The 18,207-nt window shown below is 64.6% G+C and carries 15 protein-coding genes; 6 read left to right on the forward strand and 9 right to left on the reverse strand.

The window, feature by feature from the left end:
- Window positions 1-106: 106 nt before the first annotated feature.
- From F7R02_RS13935 to F7R02_RS13955, 4 genes are all read right to left on the reverse strand, one after another.
- Window positions 107-412 (reverse strand): UBP-type zinc finger domain-containing protein, encoded by a 306-nt coding sequence (locus F7R02_RS13935; protein WP_078588837.1) that lies wholly within the window; start codon window positions 410-412, stop codon window positions 107-109.
- A complete protein-coding gene (locus tag F7R02_RS13940) occupies window positions 409-2,118 on the reverse strand; it encodes an FAD-dependent oxidoreductase (protein ID WP_078588839.1) in 1,710 nt (569 codons plus the stop codon). The genes F7R02_RS13935 and F7R02_RS13940 overlap by 4 nt, the downstream gene beginning before the upstream one ends.
- A 353-nt stretch (window positions 2,119-2,471) precedes the next feature.
- On the reverse strand, window positions 2,472-3,101 hold the full coding sequence (locus tag F7R02_RS13950; protein ID WP_078588840.1) for an alpha-ketoglutarate-dependent dioxygenase AlkB: 630 nt from the start codon (window positions 3,099-3,101) through the stop codon (window positions 2,472-2,474).
- 31 nt (window positions 3,102-3,132) lie between these two features.
- A complete protein-coding gene (locus F7R02_RS13955; RefSeq protein WP_026006896.1) occupies window positions 3,133-3,315 on the reverse strand; it encodes a hypothetical protein in 183 nt (60 codons plus the stop codon).
- Here F7R02_RS13955 and F7R02_RS13960 point away from each other — a divergent pair.
- The 4 genes from F7R02_RS13960 (at window position 3,263) to F7R02_RS13980 (ending at window position 10,009) form a co-directional block, all read left to right on the forward strand.
- Window positions 3,263-4,243, forward strand: a complete 981-nt coding sequence (locus F7R02_RS13960) for an SDR family oxidoreductase (RefSeq protein ID WP_078588842.1) — start codon at window positions 3,263-3,265, stop codon at window positions 4,241-4,243. The genes F7R02_RS13955 and F7R02_RS13960 overlap by 53 nt on opposite strands.
- A gap of 274 nt (window positions 4,244-4,517) precedes the next feature.
- A complete protein-coding gene (locus F7R02_RS13965) occupies window positions 4,518-6,872 on the forward strand; it encodes a GH92 family glycosyl hydrolase (protein ID WP_078588843.1) in 2,355 nt (784 codons plus the stop codon).
- Window positions 6,873-7,304: 432 nt separating this feature from the next.
- Entirely contained in the window at window positions 7,305-8,207 is a 903-nt protein-coding gene (locus F7R02_RS13975; protein ID WP_005930512.1) for an SDR family oxidoreductase, read from the forward strand.
- Window positions 8,204-10,009: a glycoside hydrolase family 15 protein gene (locus F7R02_RS13980; protein WP_078588847.1), complete on the forward strand. Its 1,806-nt coding sequence runs from the start codon at window positions 8,204-8,206 to the stop codon at window positions 10,007-10,009. The genes F7R02_RS13975 and F7R02_RS13980 overlap by 4 nt, the downstream gene beginning before the upstream one ends.
- A gap of 129 nt (window positions 10,010-10,138) precedes the next feature.
- On the opposite strand, the gene F7R02_RS13985 is transcribed toward F7R02_RS13980, so the two are convergent.
- The 3 genes from F7R02_RS13985 to F7R02_RS13995 form a co-directional block, all read right to left on the reverse strand.
- Entirely contained in the window at window positions 10,139-11,617 is a 1,479-nt protein-coding gene (locus F7R02_RS13985) for a glycoside hydrolase family 30 protein (protein WP_139370860.1), read from the reverse strand.
- Between the two features lie 551 nt (window positions 11,618-12,168).
- Window positions 12,169-13,038, reverse strand: coding sequence for an NAD(P)H-hydrate dehydratase (locus F7R02_RS13990; protein WP_078588849.1), 870 nt, complete (start codon window positions 13,036-13,038; stop codon window positions 12,169-12,171).
- Window positions 13,038-13,817: a histidine phosphatase family protein gene (locus tag F7R02_RS13995; protein WP_078588867.1), complete on the reverse strand. Its 780-nt coding sequence runs from the start codon at window positions 13,815-13,817 to the stop codon at window positions 13,038-13,040. Before F7R02_RS13995 ends, F7R02_RS13990 begins: the two co-directional genes overlap by 1 nt.
- A gap of 215 nt (window positions 13,818-14,032) precedes the next feature.
- Between F7R02_RS13995 and F7R02_RS14000 the strand changes: the two genes are divergently transcribed.
- On the forward strand, window positions 14,033-14,662 hold the full coding sequence (locus F7R02_RS14000; protein ID WP_078588851.1) for a TetR/AcrR family transcriptional regulator: 630 nt from the start codon (window positions 14,033-14,035) through the stop codon (window positions 14,660-14,662).
- A 72-nt stretch (window positions 14,663-14,734) separates the two neighbouring features.
- Here F7R02_RS14000 and xopAV read toward each other — a convergent pair whose 3' ends face one another.
- Window positions 14,735-15,502: a type III secretion system effector XopAV gene (gene xopAV / locus F7R02_RS14005; RefSeq protein ID WP_078588852.1), complete on the reverse strand. Its 768-nt coding sequence runs from the start codon at window positions 15,500-15,502 to the stop codon at window positions 14,735-14,737.
- 409 nt (window positions 15,503-15,911) lie between these two features.
- Between xopAV and xopAU the strand changes: the two genes are divergently transcribed.
- A complete protein-coding gene (xopAU, locus tag F7R02_RS14015; RefSeq protein WP_078588856.1) occupies window positions 15,912-17,486 on the forward strand; it encodes a serine/threonine protein kinase in 1,575 nt (524 codons plus the stop codon).
- Between the two features lie 246 nt (window positions 17,487-17,732).
- Here xopAU and F7R02_RS14020 read toward each other — a convergent pair whose 3' ends face one another.
- On the reverse strand, window positions 17,733-17,999 hold the full coding sequence (locus F7R02_RS14020) for an XAC0095 family protein (RefSeq protein ID WP_078537078.1): 267 nt from the start codon (window positions 17,997-17,999) through the stop codon (window positions 17,733-17,735).
- Window positions 18,000-18,207 lie beyond the last annotated feature (208 nt).

Consider the following 18,207-nt stretch of genomic DNA (forward strand, 5'->3'; position numbering starts at 1 on the left):
ATCAGCGAGCAATCACCACCCACTGCGGCTTCACGGGAAAACAAAGCGCACTGAATGCACTCTTACGAATCTTCAATCCCAATTCCCGGCGGCGCACCAGCGCCGCTCACACATACCGCGGAATCGGGCCCAGCTGCGGCGTCTGATCTGGCAGCTCCACTTCTACTTCGTCCACATAGCACCAGCCCCAGCCTTCGGGCGGGTCGTAGCCTTCGATGATGGGGTGGCCGGTGGCGCGGTGATGCGCGGTGGCGTGGCGGTTGGGCGAGTCGTCGCAACACCCCACATGGCCGCAACTGCGGCACAGGCGCAGATGCACCCATTCGCTGTCAATGGCCAGACATTCTTCGCAGCCACGCGCACTGGGCGTGACCGTATTGATTTGATCGGTATGGCGGCAGTGCTGGCTCATGCGCTGGTGGACTCCTGGGTGGCGCTGGCAAGTTCGGAGACCGGCACTGGGTTGGCCTGATGGGCGAGGTACTGATGGATCTGCGCGACCACGGCGGCGCCCTCGCCCACTGCAGCGGCCACGCGCTTGACCGAGCCCGCACGCACATCGCCGATGGCGAACACGCCAGGGCGATTGGTTTCCAGCGGCAGGCACGCCGGTACGCCGTCGCCACGCGCGGTGCCGGTCATGACAAAGCCGCGCTTGTCGGTGTCCACGCAGTCCTGCAGCCAACCGGTGTTGGGGTCTGCGCCGACGAACAGGAACAGGTGCCGCAACTCCACGCGCGCGGTTGCACCGTCCTTGCGGGTGCGCAACACCGCGGCCTGCAAGCCGCGCTCGGGGTCGCCTTCCAGCGCGGCCACTTCGGTGCCGGTGTGCAGCTGCACGTTCGGCAACGCGGCGATACGTTCGATGAGGTATTGCGACATCGAGCTCTCCAACCCGTCGCCGCGGATGATCAGGTGCAGCTCCTTGACCCGCGGCGCCAGGAACGCCACCGCCTGCCCTGCAGAATTGCCGCCGCCTACCAGCGCCACCACGCCGCCTTCGCACAGGCGCGCTTCCACCGGCGAGGCCCAGTAGGACACACCGTGGCCTTCGAAGCGATCCAGGCCCTCGATCTCCGGGCGCCGGTAACGCGCACCCGACGCGATCACCACCGTGCTGGCCAGCAACTGTTTGCCATCGGCAAGATCCAGCTTCAGCGCGCCATCGTCGCGGCCGCATTCCAGCATGGCCGCTTCGATCGGAATCACCAGTTCCGCGCCGAATTTCAGCGCCTGGTTGTACGCGCGCCCGGCCAGCGCCTGCCCGGAAATGCCGGTGGGAAAGCCGAGATAATTTTCGATACGCGCCGAGGCACCGGCCTGCCCGCCGATGGCGCGCTGGTCCAGCACCAGCACCGACAAGCCTTCGGATGCGGCATACACCGCCGTCGCCAGGCCGGCGGGGCCGGCGCCCACGATCGCCACGTCGTAGCGTTTGTCCGGGTCGATGTCCGGCGTCATGCCCAGGCAATGCGCGGCTTCGGCATCGCTGGGCTGGCGCAGCACGCGCCCGCTCGGGCACACCATCACCGGTAGCTCGTGCTCCTGGATGCCCAGGCGCTGCACCAACGCGCGGCCTTCGTCGTCGGAGACATCCATCACCGTGTTGGGGTAGCCGTTGCGGGTCAAAAAGCCCTGCAACCGGGTCAGATGCGGGTCGTCCGGCTCGCCGATCAGCACCGAACCCGACGCATCGCCCTCGATCAGCCCGACGCGGCGCAGGATCAATGCACGCATCACCACTTCGCCCACTTCGGCCGAACTGATCATCAGCGCGCGCAGATGCGCGGTATCGAATGGCAGCGCCAGGCAGCCGTCCGGCCCGGCACGTCCAGCCGCCAACGACGCGCGCCCGGCCAGCTGACTCACCTCGCCGGTGAACTGGCCGGGCGTGTGCCGGGTGATCGGCTTTTCGTTGCCCAATCCATCGCGGCGCACCACTTCGATGGCGCCCTCCAGCACCACCCACACCGGCGCATGGGCATCGCCGACCTCGAACACGGTATCGCCCGCGCCGAACCGTTGCGCCGGCCCGCTGGCGAAGCGCCGGGTGATCGACAACTGGCCCGCGTCCAGCTCGGGAAACATCTGATGGTGGCGGGTCTGGTCCAAAGACATGGAGGGACGACGCAGCTAGGGGATCACATGCAAGCATGGGCAGTGGTGACGGCAATGGCAATCACCCGAAATGGTCACTGATGGCCACGACAGCGCGCAGACGCCAGGCAGGCGTACGCGAGCGAACGCTGCTGCCGGTCAGACGTACCCAGCTGCTTTGAAGACCGCACGCGCTCAGCGTGAGGACATCCAGCACGCGAATAACGGAGCGGGCAGTCGTCAGGCCGGGGGCAACCGTACATGGCAAACGAAGGTAGGTGTAGCGCATCTCGCACGGAGCAACGCCCGTGCGCGTCCGGCAACTGCACGGGCGTTTTGTGCGCTGCCCAGTCAATCGAGCCCAAGCATGTGCCTTACGACTGCACAGGCTCCCAATGTGGGCCATGCTGCCCGGCCGCCATGCGCTGGGCCGGGCGCACGCGAAACACCACACTGATGCGCTCGCCCACCGCACGCGTGCTCTTGGCAATACCGTGCACGTGCGTGTGTTGCGAGGCGTGGCTCATCGCCAGCAGGCTCCCCGGTGCCAGCTCCAGCGCAACTGCCCGCGTGCTGCCGTCCTTGGCGCGCAGTTGCATCCGGCGCGGTGTACCCAGCGACAGCAGCGCGATGGGGTGCGGTGCCACCAGCGTGTGTAGCGCGTCGTGATGCATTGCCACGCTGTCGCGCCCATCGCGGTACAGGTTCAAGCCCACTGCGTTGTACGGCGCCGGGAGCACCGCCTGCACCGCATCGAGCAAGCGCTGCAGCGGCAACCCCGCAGGCAATGCATCATCCAACCGATACGAGGCCAGCAGGCGCGGCACGTCCACCACCCGGTCGTACATTTCGCGGCGCTGGCTGCGCCAATCGGCGCCATCGCGCAATGCGTCGAACGCCTCCTGCGCCAGTGCAGGCGGCAGCAGCTGCGGCCAATAGCACACGCCGCCTTGCTGGTCGTGCAGCACCTGCAGCGGTGCGATGGGAGCGTTGAACAAATCCATCAGCCCGCTATGCGGGCGCCTGCAGCCGATTTCAGCGCCACGCTGTCATCACGCATGGCGCCAGCCCGACCAGTTCAGCTTCACGCTGCGGTACGCAAAGCGCCGCACCGTGTTCACGTACGGCGATCAAGCATGCCTGCTCGTTCTTGTGGAGACATCCCATGCATCGCACCCCTCCTGCCCACGTGGTGATTTCCGGCGCGTCCAGCGGCATCGGCCAAGCCACTGCAGAAGCATTCGCCGAACAAGGCGCGCGCCTGGTGCTGGCCGCACGCGGCGAAGACGCCCTCGATGCGGTTGCCGAACGCTGCCGTGCGCGAGGTGCCGAGGTCTTGGTGGTGCCCACCGACGTCAAACATGCCGAACAGGTCGAGGCACTGGCGACCAGCGCGCAGAGTTTTCTGGGGCGCATCGACCTGTGGTTCGGCAATGTCGGGGTGGGCGCAGTCGGCAAATTCCATGAGGTACCGATGGAAGCGAGCGCGGCCGTGATCCACGCCAACCTGCTCGGTCGCATGCACGACGCCCATGCGGTGATCCCCATCTTCGTCGCACAAGGCCACGGCATCTTCGTCAACATGATCTCGTCGGGCGGCTTTGCATCCACGCCATTTGCGGCGGCGTACGGCGCCAGCAAATTCGGGCAACGCGGCTTTTCCGAAGCGTTGCGCGCCGAGTTGAGCGACTACCCGCACATCCACGTGTGCGACGTGTACCCGTACTTCGTGGATACGCCGGGCCTGCGCCATGGTGCCAATTACGTGGGCCGCCGCATCAGCGGGCCACCGCTGATGCTGGACACCCGCACCGTCGCGGCGGCTGTCGTGCGCCTGCTGGACCGGCCACGCAACACGGTGGTGTTGGGCACTGCCGTCCATGCGATGCGCCTAGGCCATGCGCTGGCGCCGCAGGCCCTGGCACGCGCCATGTACCGCTTCTTCGACCGTTATTTTGCGCAGGCACCCCGGGTGGCGCGTTCCACCGGCAATGTGTTCGCAGCACCCAGCATGGCCGGCGGCATCGACGGTGGCTACCGGCGGCGCCCCAGGTTGCGCGCACGTTCTACACGCGACAAGGTGTTGATCGGTGCGGCCGCTGCAGCAGTGACGGGCTTGGCGGTGCTGGCTTTACGACGCAGGTGAGTCCCCGAGGTCCGCGGTTGCAGTGGCGACAGTGGCGCGCTCTTGCCAGCGATTTCCAGACGCTGCGGCAAGGTGGGAAGCAGACGGGCCTCAATGCGACACGACAGCGGCGAGCGTGCGCGCCACTGTGCATGCCGATGGGCCACACCTCGATGACGACGCGTCTGCTCAGCGAACCCAACCATGACGGCGATGGCCATCGCACATCCTCAGGTGTGGCGCGCCCACGCGGCTGTGCTACGGTCCGGCGCTGCATCCGCCTGGAGCACTCTGCATGCCGTCTCGCTTGATCGTCCCACATCGGGCTCGTTGGCTGGCAGCGCTTGCGGCCGTCATCGCCGTTTTCGGCAACGCCGCGCCGCGCACGCCTGCAATTGCCTTCGACGCAGTCGACCCGTTCATTGGCACCGGTGGCGAAGGCCACACCTATCCTGGTGCCACGGTGCCGTTCGGCATGGTGCAGCTGAGCCCGGATACGCAAATCAAGCCGCGCAAGGACGCCTATGGCTGGGCGGCCGGCTACCGGCATAGCGACACCACCATCGTCGGGTTCTCGCACACGCATTTTTCCGGTTCCGGGCATTCGGATCTGGGCGACATCCTGCTGATGCCGCAAGCTGGCGACATCAAACTCGAACGCGGGGATGCCAGCAAGCCGGGCAGCGGCTATACCGCGCAGTTCGACCACACCAGCGAACAGGCGCAGCCCGGCTATTACGCCGTGACCTTGAACGACCGCAATATCCGCGCCGAACTCACTGCCAGCGCGCGTGTGGGCGTGCATCGCTATCGGTTCCCGAAAGGCACGCCGGCGCATGTGCTGGTCGACCTGCGCACCAGCCTGTACGACTACCCTGGCAAGGTGCAGTGGTCGCGGCTGCGTGTGCGCAGCGATGGCACGGTGACCGGCTTTCGCGAAACACGCGGTTGGGCGCCCGGCCGGCAGTTGTATTTCGCCATGCGCTTCTCGCGCCCGCTCACTGCCACGCAACTCCATGACACCGAACAGGACATCCCGTACAAGGGCTTTCCACCGCCGGGCGAGAAGAATCCTGCGCAGCGCGCGCAGATCGAAGGCCGGCAACTGGTCGGTGTGTTCGATGTAGCCAACGACGGCACACCGCTGGTGGTGAAGGTGGCGCTCTCGCCGGTCAGCGAGGCCGGTGCCATCGCCAACCTCGATGCCGAAGTGCCTGGCTTCGATTTCGATCGCGTCCGCGCCGATGCACGCGCGCAATGGACGCAGGCGCTGTCGGCGATCGATGCACAGGGCACCACGCAACAACGCACCCAGCTCTACACCGCGCTATATCACACCCTGCTCGGGCCTACGCTGTTCATGGACAGCGACGGCCGCTACCGCGGGCCAGACAACGCGGTGCATCAAGCGACTGGCTGGACCAACTATTCCACCTTCTCGCTGTGGGATACCTACCGCGCCTTGCATCCGCTGCTCACCCTGGTGCAGCCAGCGCAACGCAGCAGCGATGTGGTCAATTCGCTGCTCGCCTCGCGTCGCGAAAGCGCCTACGGCATCCTGCCGATATGGGCATTCCACGGCCTGGAAACCTGGTGCATGATCGGCTACCACGCCGTCCCGGTGATTGCGGACGCGTACATGAAAGGCATCGGCGGCTTCGACCCAGATGAGGCCTTGCAAGCGATGGTCGCCAGCGCCAACTACGGCCCTTACGACGGCATCGCGCAGTATCGCGAGCTGGGCTATGTGCCCATCGACGAAGAAGGCGAAGCCGCATCCAAGACGCTGGAATACGCCTTCGACGACTGGCCCATCGCGCGCATGGCCGACAGGCTCGGCAAGGCCGAGATTGCCGCCGAGTTCACCAAGCGTGCCGGCAACTGGAAGCACGCCTTCGACCCGGCCACCGGCTACATGCGCGCGCGCACCCGCGCCGGCAACTTCCGCGAGCCGTTCGACCCATCTGCCAGCGGCTACGGCAGCGACTACACCGAAGGCAATGCGTGGCAATACTCCTGGTACGTGCCGCAGGACGTGGCCGGCCTGGCTGCCGCGCATGGCGGCGAGGACACATTGCTTGCCCGGCTGGATGCGGTGTTCGATGCCAAGGTGGCCCCGAAGGTCTTCGAGCATATGGAAGACATCACCGGCCTGATCGGCTGGTACGCGCATGGCAACGAACCCAGCCACCACGTTGCCTATCTGTATGCTTATGCCGGCCAACCGTGGCGCACGCAGGCGCGTCTGACCCAAATCATGCGCAGCCAATATCACGCAGGGCCAGAAGGCCTGGCCGGCAACGACGATCTCGGCCAGATGTCGGCGTGGTATGTATTCACCACGCTGGGCTTCTACCCGGTGGCGCCCGGCAGCAACCAGTACATCATCGGCCGCCCCTTCCTGCCGCGCGCCACGCTCAACCTGCCCAATGGCAAACGCTTCTCGATCATCGCCGAAGGCTTGAGCGATGCACGCAGCTACGTGGGCAGCGCCACGCTCAACGGCAAACCGTTGACCCGCGCTTACGTGACACACGAACAAATCCTGGCAGGCGGCGAACTGCGTTTCCGTATGCAGGCGACACCGAATCAGCAGTGGGCGACCGACCCAGCGCAGCGGCCGTATTCGATGTCGGCGCAGGTGCAATAAATCAGAGCAACTGCGAGATGGAGCGACCGGGTGATCCTTTAGGGATGCAAGTCCGCAGGACATGAGGCGGATGCGCAGGCTCGACCGGACGCTCGCTACGTTTCGTTAGCGGACCCCTGCATTGGCCTGGCTTACTGCCTCAGTAGTACATCCGCATGCGCAAGCCGCATGGATCGCGCGCCACCACTGCTGGCAGGCTGCCGGCGTGCTCGCGCAGTCGATTCCTGCACAACCCATGCGCTTGTCTGCCGTTAGTTTCCGAATGCGAGGCCTTCGATGCCGAGGTGATCGCACCACGTGCACCACCGTCACGTATTCACATGATGCACAACTTTCGTTCACCGATACGCATCGCCCTGCTTTCCACACTGGCTGCCATCGGTACGCACGACGACTGCGTGCCTGCCCTTCCCCCAATGCAGGAGCGTGTGCATGTCCAGCACCAAGAATCAGTATGAAATGCAGAACCCGTTGACCCAGTTTCCCCAGCCGCAATTTCCGGAACAAACCCAGCAGGCGCCGGGGACCATCCATGCACTGCAGCCCAAGGCAGACCACGGCGAGCAGAGCTACAAGGGCTTTGGTCGTCTGCAGGGCCGCAAGGCACTGATCACCGGCGCAGACTCCGGCATCGGGCGCGCCACCGCCATTGCTTTCGCACGCGAAGGTGCCGATATCGTGCTCAATTATCTGCCTGAAGAAGAACAGGACGCAGCCGAGGTGGTGCAACTGATCCAGGCAGAAGGGCGCAAAGCCATCAGCGTTCCGGGCGACCTCAAGAACGAGGCGTTTTGCACCGAACTGGTGGACCGTGCGGTGAAGGAGCTTGGCGGCCTGGACGTGCTGGTCAATATCGCAGGCAAACAGACCGCCGTGAAAGACATCGCAGACATCACCACCGAGCAGTTCGACGCCACCTACAAGACCAACGTCTATGCGATGTTCTGGCTGTGCAAGGCCGCCATCCCGCATCTGCCGCCGGGCGCATCCATCATCAACACCGGTTCGATCCAGTCGTACCAGCCCTCGCCTACACTGCTCGACTACGCCTCCACGAAGGCGGCCATCGTCAACTTCACCAAGGGGCTGGCGCAGCAGATCGCCGAGAAAGGGATCCGCGTCAATGCAGTCGCGCCCGGCCCGGTATGGACGCCGCTGCAGCCCAGCGGTGGTCAGCCGCCGGAGAAGATTCCCGATTTCGGCTCTGAAACGCCGCTCAAGCGCGCCGGCCAGCCGGTAGAAATGGCGCCGCTTTACGTGATTCTGGCATCGCAGGAATCGAGCTACGTCACTGGCGAAGTGTTCGGTGCCACCGGCGGCCTGCTGCTGTCTTGAGTCGCACCGGCGCCGACTTCCAACGCGATGCCACCGGCACCTTGCCGATTGCTGCGTACGCGGCGATCGGCGACGGGCGCACGGTGGCGTTATGCGGTGCGGACGGCAGCATCGACTGGTGGTGCGTGCCAAAAATGGACTCGCCGCCGTTGTTCGATCGTCTATTGGATGCAGGCGAAGGCGGCTATTTCGCCCTCACGCCGCAACAGCTGCAGCATGTACAGCGCCGATACCGCGACGGCAGCAATATTCTCGAAACGACCTTCACCACCGCAACCGGCAGCGCACGTCTGACTGAGTCGCTCAACAGCGGCGAAGCCGGCCGGCTGCCGTGGTCGGAACTTGCGCGACGCATCGAAGGCATCGAAGGCAGCGTGGTCTTCGACCTGATCTACCGGCCCGGCACCCGTGCCGGCGAAGCCACGCCCTGGCAAAGCGAGACGCCGAACGGCCGTGTGCATCACGTCGGCCCGCTCATGACCATGCTGCGCTACGACAAGGATGCAGCGCAGCTGTTGCAGTGCGACGACCGCGGCGTGCACGCCACGCTGGCGATCGGCGCAGGCGACACACAGGTGGTCGCGTTGCTGGCCGCCGAAGAAGATGCGCTACCGGTGCCCGCACTGGAAGACATCGGTGGGCGCATCGAGCGCAGCGACCAGGAGTGGCGCGAATGGAGCGGCAACCTGTCCTACGCCAATGGTTACCACGATGCGGTCGTGCGCTCTGCGCTGGCGCTCAAGTTCCTGTGGTTTTCGCCGACGGGCGCCATCGCCGCCGCGGTCACCACGTCATTGCCAGAGCAGATTGGCGCAAATGGCAATTGGGATTATCGCTATGCGTGGGTCCGCGATGCCGCCTACACCACCAAGGCCTTCCTGCGCGTAGGCGCATTGGCCGATGCCAAGGCTGCGTTTAGCTGGTTGATGCGCACCATCCGCCAGCATCGGCCAGGCGTGCGCCCCTGCTACACCCTGGAAGGCGCGTTGGTGCCCGACGAGCGCGTGATCGATCTTCCCGGCTACTGCAATACGCGCCCGGTGCGCGTCGGCAACACCGCCAGCAACCAGCTGCAGCTGTGCCTGTACGGCGACATCTTCGAAATGGCCGCGCGCTTTCTCGATGCCGGCCATATCCTGGACCAGGAAACCGCACGCCAGTTGTTCGAGCTCGGCAACGAATGCGCAAACACCTGGATGCGCAAGGACGCCGGCTTCTGGGAACTGGAAGCCGCCGAGCATTACACCATGTCCAAAGTGGAATGCTGGCTGGCGCTGCGCCGCGCCAGCGAGCTGGCCAAGGCCGGCCATCTCTCCACCGCGATGCTGCCACGCTGGGAGCGCGAACAGGTGCGCATTCTCGCGTGGATCGATGTGCACTGCTGGTCCGACACCAAGCAGGCTTACACCTTCTACGCGGGCACCGACGACCTGGACGCGAGCCTGCTGTTGGCCTCGCGCTTTGGGTTGGGCGGGCCGCGCCGCGAGCGCATGATCGCCACCCGCGATGCCATTGCCTCAGAACTCGGCAGCGATGCATTGCTGCACCGCTACAGTGGCATGCAACAACGCGAAGGGGCATTTATTGCCTGCTCGTTCTGGCTGGTGGAAGCCTATGGCCTGCTCAGCGAGCGTGCCGAAGCCAGGCGCTTGTTCGAGCAGTTGCTGGAGCAGTTGGGCAACGATGTCGCACTGATGCCCGAGATGCTGGACACGAGCACGCGCGCCGCCCTGGGCAACGTACCGCAAGGCTTGAGCCACCTCGCGCTGATCCACGCAGCGCTAGCCGTGGATGGCGAATAAGCGCAGCGCAGCACCTGTCGCCTTCACCAGGTTGTTATCGCAGCAAACTCCTTCTCCACTCGGCAGAAGGAGCACGCTAGACGGATGCGGCTGCGCCAGATCGCAGCTCGACCAATTGCGGCAGTTCGCTTACTGCGCCAATACCACGGTCTGGATCGCATGCGCCGGAATCTCCAACGTACTGGATGCCTCGCCCACATACAGGTTGTAAGCAATCGCAACGTCGCCGGCATTCATGACCACCATGGCCAGGCTGCCATCGGTGTTGAGGAACGCCGTGGTCGCCAGATTGCTACGGCTGCTGGCTGAGCTGACCCGCCGTGCGCCCGGCCGGATGAATTTGGAAAAGTGGCCGATATACCAATAGCTCGGCGTATAGATCACCTCGCCCGTGCGCGTATCGGCATGCACCGGCGCAAAGCAGTAATTGCCCACGTGGTTCGGCCCACCATGCTGGTCGAGCAGAATGTTCCAGTCCGTCCAGCCCACTGCGCCATGATTGAGGTCGTTGATGATGGCCGTGCCGTAGCGTTCGCCATTGGGCCAATACTGCAATTTGGCCGGGTCGAACTTTTCCACCGCCGCTTCGGTCAACAGCAAGTGCTTGTCCGGGTACGCCTGCGCAACTGCCGCCACGTTCTCCACCATCGGCTCGAATCCGGCCCAGGTTTCATACCAATGGAAGCCCATGCCCCATGCATATTTTGCCGCTTCCGGGTCATCGAAGATCACATGCGCGCGATGCACCATCATGTCGCGGTTGTGGTCCCACACGATGATCTTGCGCTCGCCGTAGCCGGCGCCGGCCATTGTGGGCCCAAGATGATGCTTCAAGAAGTCGCGCTCTTCCTCGGCCGAAAACAGCATCGACTCCCAGGTCTGCACCGCCATCGGCTCGTTCTGCAGGCTGATGCCCCAGATAGGGATGCCCGCTTTCTCGTACGCGGCAATAAAGCGCGTGTAGTAGCTTGCCCAGGCCTGCGCGTACTCGGGCAATAGCTTGCCGCCCTTGAGCATGGTCTTGCTGTCTTTCATGAAGGCCGGCGCACTCCACGGGCTGGCGAACGTGGTGAGCTTGCCGCCGGCCGCCGCAATCGCCTGGCGCAACATCGGGATGCGGTACTTGGCGTCGTGCTTGACCGAAAAACTCTTCAGCGCCGCGTCGCCCTCCTTGATGTAGGTGTAGCTGCCGCTGCTGAAATCCGAGCTATGGATGGTGATACGCGCCAGCGTATAGCCAATGCCCTGCTGCGGATCGTAGTACGCCGTGAGCAGCGCACGTTGCGCACGCTTTGGCAGCTTGGCAAAGGTCTCTGCGCTGGAATCGGTGATCGCGCCACCGATGCCCAACAGTTCCTGAAATTGCCGTTGCGGATTGACGAAGATGGAGTTTTCTTTTTCGGTCAGCGGATGCCCGTTGGCAGGAGCAGCAGCCGTGCTGACGCGCATCTGCTGCGTGGCGCCTTGAGAACTGGTGTAGACGCGCAGTGCACCAGTGCTGCTCACCGCTGGCGAGGTCTCATCTACCGCTGTTGGCGTCGCTGCGGATGCAACAGCCGTCGCTGCTGCACTCGCGCTCATCACTGTGCCCAGCCCCATCCCTAACATCCCCACCACCGACCACGTCATCGCTCGCTTCACCGCGCACCCTCCCAGGTAGATCGCGCAAGCCTAACCGACCAACGCGCCGCAGCATTGCAGGACAAACGAGCGCAAGCGCAGTGCGGTGTGACATCAGACTTCCTTCTCCCGTCGGGACATTGCCCCCCTTCATGGGAGAGAAGGTGACGCGCAGCGCCGGATGAGGGTACGTGAGCACTTAAAGGTGCCGGCCGCGCGCGTAATGCGTCGCGAACAAAACAACGTAAAAGACTTCAATCTTCACCAATCCCAGCAGCCGTACCCTCACCCCAACCCCTCTCCCGGAGAGAGAGGGGCTAAGCCGCGACGCCAGCATTTCCTTCTCCCGTCGGAACATTGTCCCCCTTCATGGGAGAGAAGGTGACGCGCAGCGCCGGATGAGGGTACGTGTGCACTTAAAGGTGCCGGCCGCGCGCGTAATGCATCGCGAACATAACAACGTAAAAGACTTCAATCTTCACCAATCCCAGCAGCCGTACCCTCACCCCAACCCCTCTCCCGCAGGGAGAGGGGCTCACTCACTTGCGCGACAAACGATCCAAAATCCCGGGCACTTCTTGTGGAATCTCGCGTGCCAGAAATCCAACCGTGCCAATCCGCCTGGACAGCTGCTTACCCGCTACCGCGTGCACAAATACACCCCACAGCGCGGCGGTCAACGCATCGCTGCCCCGCGCAGCAAACCCCGCGATCAAGCCGGCCAAGGTGTCGCCCGAACCAGACGTGCCTAATCCGGGCACACCACCGCGATGCACCCACAACGCACCAGCCGGCCCGGCGATGAAACTGTCCGCCCCCTTGACGATCACCACGCTGCGCATCTTCTGCGCGAAGGCAAGCGCGTACTCGCCCGGCGCTGCTTCCACCGCAGCCTTGTCGTCGCCGGCGAGCGTTGCCATTTCGCCGGCATGCGGCGTCAGCACGAATGGGCGCCCAGGCGGCGCACGCAAGCTGCGCGACAGCGCGCCGGCGTCCAGCACCAAGGTACAGACCGCCTTGGCAGCGGCCAGCTTGACCAGCGCCGTTGCCGTCGTGGTCGACGCCATGCCAGGCCCGATCACGGCCGCGTCGCAGGCTGCCAGCGCCGCGTCCAATGCACGGTGCCCGCGCGTAATCTCGCCCTGCCCGTTCTGCCCCAGTCCCAGCACCAATGCCTCGGGCACCGCCAAGGCCATTGCCGGCGCCACGGTGGCAGCGGTGGCGATCTGCAATTTGCCGGCGCCCGCGCGCAATGCAGCTTCCCCGGCCAGCAATGCGGCACCGGGCACGCGCATCGAGCCCCCCACCACCAACACGCGCCCCCGCTGCTCCTTGTCGCCGCCGGGCGATGGCAGCGGCATCGCACGCAGTGCGGCAGCGGTCAGCGTGCGAAGGCGTGCGGCAGCCATCAGCGCGCTCCAGCCGGGCGATCGGATTCGGTGGTCACCGGCTCATCGGCCAGCTCTGGCGGCACGAACTTGGTGCGCACCAGTTGCAGCGATTGCCCATCGGCCGCGGCCTCATATTCGGTGACGCCACAATTGGGCACGTCGCCTTCGCGGTCGATGGCCAGGATCGTAGCCTCGTCCATCCGCTCGATCAGGTAACGGAAGCAATTGACGATCACCTGGTGCCCCACGATCAGCACGCGCGCACCTACATGATTGCGCTGCAGGTCGCCCACGATGCTGCGCAAGCGAAAGATCACATCGCACCAGCTCTCGCCACCAGGCGGGCGGAAATAGAACTTGCCCACCAGCTTGCGCTGCTCGGCCAGCTCCGGAAACGTCGCCAGGATGCCGGCCGTGGTGTAACGGTCGAGTACGCCGAATTCCTTCTCGCGCAGCCGCTCGTCCACGCTGACCACATCGGTCGGCTGGCCGAGCGCACGCGCAACCGCAGCGGCGGTTTGCCGCGCGCGCACATAGGTCGAACTCAGGATCAAGGTCGGCCGCTCGTGTTCGGGAAGCCCAGCCATCCACGCGCCCAAGGCCTCGGCCTGGCGCTCGCCCAGCGCCGAGAGCGGCACGTCCGCATCGCGATGCTCCAGGTCGATCAACGTCGCGCCATTGGACTCGGCCACATCGCGCGCCACGTTGCCTGCGCTTTGCCCATGCCGCACCACCCACAGGCGCGCCGGCCACTGCGCCGACACCCCCGCAACCGCACTGTGCTCACTCACACCCATCTCCTGCATCACGTCGGCACCACGTGTCGCACAGCCGCCGTGAACAGGTGGTCGACCATGCGCGCGGCATGCGCCGCCGCGCTACCGGTGTCATACATGAGCCCGCACATCGCGCACGCTGCAAGGAACATGCGCCATAGCACGGACCAGCGCGGCTCCAACGGATGCATAACCCTGTCTCGGTATACTGCAGGCCCCCGACACACCGCTCGCCCATGTCCAACGTCCTTCAGCTGCGCACCGCAAAACAGCGCGAAGAGCTCCTGGTAGACGACGTACTGGACGCCGCCGAACGCTGCATCGACGAGATCGGCCTTTCGGCCACCAGCTTCGAGCTCATCGCCGAACGCACCCGTCTGTCATGCGGCAGTCTGCTGCAGCGCTTCGAAGACAAGGACGCGCTGGTGCGCGCATTGCTCGAGCGCAACTACATGCCCGCCATCCGTCAGATGTGGCTGGTGGAACGCCCGGCCAACGTGCACGTGGTGGACTTCATCGCCGGCCTGCTCGAAGACTGGCTGCTGCAGGAAATCAACATCAAGCGCACCCGCATCGACCTGGAGCTGCACCTGGCCACCCTGCGCGACCCGGTGCTGGCCGCCTTCATGCGCCGGCAGAGCGCATCGCTGATCGAACACCTCAGCGCATTGCTCAAGCGCCTGCTCCGCGGCCATACCGACACCGCCAGCAGCGAACACGAATTCCAGGCCCGCGTCCTCGCCGTCGCTGCCATGTGCGGCGGCCTGCACAGCGTGATGACCAGCGGCATGGAACTCAACCGCATGCATCTGCAGCTGATCCTGCGGGAGAGTTTGTCGGGCATCCTCAAGTCGGCGCCGGTGTAATCCTCGAGCAGCACCGGCTCGCCGATTGCGGGCCGCATGCTCCCGCCATTTGCCAGCGCTCACTCAGTCTGCCTACGACGTCGACGCTTGATCCGCTGCACGGGCTCTGGCTGCCTGCAAAAGCTGGGTGACCAACCTGTGCGCATCGTCGCCAACACCGCTGGCCGCTTGCCACAATTCCGGCGGCAAGCGAGAACGCTCCACCGTCATGAGGTGCAGCAGATCCGTGGCCAATACCAGCTGCTCGCCTCCGTCCATGGCAGGCCCAGGATGGTCGGCGTCGAATATGGTCACCATGTCGACCGCCTCATCCAGGCAGGCCTCGGTTGTTCCCAACTCGCTTGCCCGCTGCGCCTTCGTCGGCACTTCGTACCACCGAGCTTGCGCCTCCACGTAGCGAGCGGCCATCACATCGGCCAGCCTCATCCCCAGGAATGCGGCCAGCGCTCCTACTGCCTGGCAGCTACTGACCACAGCGAGATTCTTGTAATACAGATCATCGTTGAGATAGCCGTATGCCGCCGCGGCAGGTGCCTGGAGCGCCGCAAACCCTCCGCAGAGTGCGGCCCCGGCGGCGCCCACATATGCGATCGAGCGTCCCACATTTGCGAGGTGGGCGCCATGCGGCGTGCCAGGCGCTCTCAGCGGCGCCTCGCGCACGGGCCGCCGCGGCAGGTTCTGGGCCAATTGCGTGTTGGCGTGCGGGTCGCTGGCCGGTGCAGACGGGCCGGCGTCTGCCACGGTCGCGCCCTCTTGCTGCTCGCGCCTGGCGCCTCGGCGCGTGGCAGACGTCAATGCTGAAGGTCGCATGGTCACCTCTCCGCGATCGATGCCCGCCATTGTTCCCCAGCGTGATCGGGCATGACGCATCCGGCCGAAAAACCATTGCCGAACACGAAACAAGCGGCACTGCGCTTGCCAAAGCGCGCACGCGTTCCAGCCGGCACCAGCGCATCGCGGCAGGCGAACGAGCCGAGTGGCTGGCGATCGCGTGGACATTGCGCGTCGGCCACACCCGCCGGGGCGATCCCGCCGCCCCAGATGCCAAGACACGCAGCACTGGCGCAACTTCGCACACGCCTGCACCGCTTCGTGCATTGCTCCCTACGCATGCACCACTGCCTCAATGATGATGCCGGGTGACGCAGCCGACATCGCCGCTGAGTGGCTCCTGGTTCCAACGGGCGCACGCCAGTTGCCGCATGGCCGCGTGTTGCAAGCGAACCGCCAGAGCCACCTCCCCTGATCGTTGACCACACTGGCCTCGACCATGAAACAGATCTCCGGCAACTTCACTCTCCCTTCCACGGCGCTACGTGCAGACGCAGAGCGCGATGCGCCCGAAACTGCACAGGCGCCCGAGCCGCATACCCCGCCCCATCCCGTCGCAGACCATCCGCTCAACCTGCTGGAAAAACGCAGAAGCATCACCGGCATGCTCGCCGATGAACGTAAGCGCCTGGAGGTCGTGGTGCCCCACCTGCAGGCAGCGTCGGCACCGCACACCTGGTCCTCATCCAGTAGCGATTCGCCAACGACGCCTGTCACCGGCCGCAGCCCCCGTCTCGGCCAGCAGCCCGGCTCACCGACGTGGGCCTGCCTGCTGGAGACACCGGCGCGCACATCGGCCCTTGCGGGCGCCGACAGCAATGACGCATTCCAGAACTTGCGCAACGCACGGCGGCTGGTCAGCGAGATGCGTCATGCCCGGCAGCACGTCGTGCTGAGCCCGCGTCTGGTGAAAGCGCTGACCAGCCGCTCCGAACGCCCGGACTTGATCCAGAAGCTCTCGGCGTTGAAGCCAGGCGCCCTGGATGTAGACACTGGTTTTCTCAAGGTGACGCTGGAAACCGGGCACGCAGGCACTGCAGGAACGCTGGACGCCATGCCCACCGTCGGCACCGGCGCATCCGCCTCAACCTACGCGGTGCGGCTGGCCGAAGATCTCTGGCAGGGCGAGCAACATTGCGGACGCGACTTCATCTTCAAGGCCTTGTTGTGCACGAACCCGCAACGGCCGATCCCACTGACACTGTACGACCCTGCCACCGTTACAGACGCACCGACGCTGCAGGAACGGATCGCTGAGCGCAAAGCCATGATCTTCCATGAGTATCAAATGATCAGGTCGGTGGATGCAGTGCCGTATATCGTCCACGCCCATGGCGTGGTGCAGATCGAACATACCTTCGGAATTTTGCTGGAGAAAATCGACGGCATCAGCGTGCGCAGCATGATTGGCCGCGCACGCCCGGCGCTGCAGCAAGGCGCCATCAGCGCAATGGAGTATCTCGGCCTGGCCCGGCAGCTGATGGCCGATGTACTGGTGGGCATCGCCTGCTGCGAAGACGCCGGCATCGTGCATCAGGACATCTCGCACAACAACGTCATGTACGACCAACCCACCAAGATCTTTCGGCTGATCGACATGGGGCTCGGTTCAGAGGAAGGCGACCCTAACCGCGGCGGCACACCGGGCTTTTACGACTTGAGCACCCCCGCCAGGCATACGCGCGACGTCTACAGCGTGGCGCAACTGCTGGTGCATGTGCTCAAGCGCCCCGACTACAACATGGGCATGATCGGGATCAATCGCCCCAAGACCGCAGACACCTTTCCCTTCATGGATGCGTTGCAGGCCCTCCCCGCAGACCACAAGCGCACGGTGGTCGGCTTCTTCAACAGCATGCTGGACGACGGAACCGGCGAACGCACCAAGGCCGAGAGACTGCTGCGCGCCCCCTTTTTCACCGAACCGCCGCTCCCGCCCCGTGATCGGATGCATCGCACCTTCGAAAAACTGACGCGCTTGCCTTCTTTTTAGCAGCAATTAGTTTTAGCAGCGCCCACGTTACAGGTGAGCGCGAGCCAATAGACCACGTAGGTTGTAGTGGCTGGGTCTAGAAGCGCGGGATTGAAAAGCAAGTGAGCCAAGTGTGCACGTACGCGCGCAGTCTGAGCGCTGATACGGGCATTCGATCGGCACCGCTGCGTGCTGCCATACCCGTGCCGATCATGCGTCCATTCGGCGGTGATCCGGACGTCAACAGGATCCGGAGGGCACAACACGTCATGGCAACGGATGCGCCCCTTCGATGACAGCGCACTCCACATCGTCCAGCACCCGGCCCACCTGCTCGGCCAGTAACTCCAGACAAAACGCCAACTCATCCATGCAGATGGCAGGCTGCCTAGCCTGCTCTTCGGCCTGTGTGCGTGGCTGCGCAAGGCGCGCCAAGAAGCGCATGTGGTCGCGCAGTTGCTGCAGGCGGTATTGCGCGCCTTCTGGCAGGTAGTAGCCCGGCTGTGACTGCACATCGCGTATAACGTCCGACATGGCCTGCTCCTCATTCCATGGAATCAGCCCGCCCGCCGCAAGGCGACGGACGGGAAGTCGGGAGGCTCGAAACCGCGTGTATGATACGCCCAGGATTTCTTAGACATCTCAAGGCCATGGAAAATGGCTGATTCGGAGGTGTCCATGAGCAGTAAGCGGTATACGGATGAGTTCAAGATCGAGGCGGTCCGGCAAGTGACCGATCGTG

It is taken from the genome of Xanthomonas cissicola (assembly GCF_008801575.1).
GTDB classification, from domain to species: Bacteria; Pseudomonadota; Gammaproteobacteria; order Xanthomonadales; family Xanthomonadaceae; genus Xanthomonas; species Xanthomonas cissicola.

What these genes read in the sequence shown, in the direction of transcription:
- F7R02_RS13960 (WP_078588842.1), top strand. Translation starts at nt 3,263, where the DNA reads ATGCATCGCACCCCTCCTGCCCACGTGGTGATTTCCGGCGCGTCCAGC.
- F7R02_RS14000 (WP_078588851.1), top strand. Translation starts at nt 14,033, where the DNA reads ATGTCCAACGTCCTTCAGCTGCGCACCGCAAAACAGCGCGAAGAGCTC.
- F7R02_RS13995 (WP_078588867.1), bottom strand. Translation starts at nt 13,817, where the DNA reads ATGGGTGTGAGTGAGCACAGTGCGGTTGCGGGGGTGTCGGCGCAGTGG.
- F7R02_RS13990 (WP_078588849.1), bottom strand. Translation starts at nt 13,038, where the DNA reads ATGGCTGCCGCACGCCTTCGCACGCTGACCGCTGCCGCACTGCGTGCG.
- F7R02_RS13955 (WP_026006896.1), bottom strand. Translation starts at nt 3,315, where the DNA reads ATGCCGCTGGACGCGCCGGAAATCACCACGTGGGCAGGAGGGGTGCGA.
- F7R02_RS13935 (WP_078588837.1), bottom strand. Translation starts at nt 412, where the DNA reads ATGAGCCAGCACTGCCGCCATACCGATCAAATCAATACGGTCACGCCC.
- F7R02_RS13950 (WP_078588840.1), bottom strand. Translation starts at nt 3,101, where the DNA reads ATGGATTTGTTCAACGCTCCCATCGCACCGCTGCAGGTGCTGCACGAC.
- F7R02_RS13975 (WP_005930512.1), top strand. Translation starts at nt 7,305, where the DNA reads ATGTCCAGCACCAAGAATCAGTATGAAATGCAGAACCCGTTGACCCAG.
- xopAV (WP_078588852.1), bottom strand. Translation starts at nt 15,502, where the DNA reads ATGGCGGGCATCGATCGCGGAGAGGTGACCATGCGACCTTCAGCATTG.
- F7R02_RS13940 (WP_078588839.1), bottom strand. Translation starts at nt 2,118, where the DNA reads ATGTCTTTGGACCAGACCCGCCACCATCAGATGTTTCCCGAGCTGGAC.
- F7R02_RS13965 (WP_078588843.1), top strand. Translation starts at nt 4,518, where the DNA reads ATGCCGTCTCGCTTGATCGTCCCACATCGGGCTCGTTGGCTGGCAGCG.
- F7R02_RS14020 (WP_078537078.1), bottom strand. Translation starts at nt 17,999, where the DNA reads ATGTCGGACGTTATACGCGATGTGCAGTCACAGCCGGGCTACTACCTG.
- F7R02_RS13985 (WP_139370860.1), bottom strand. Translation starts at nt 11,617, where the DNA reads ATGTTAGGGATGGGGCTGGGCACAGTGATGAGCGCGAGTGCAGCAGCG.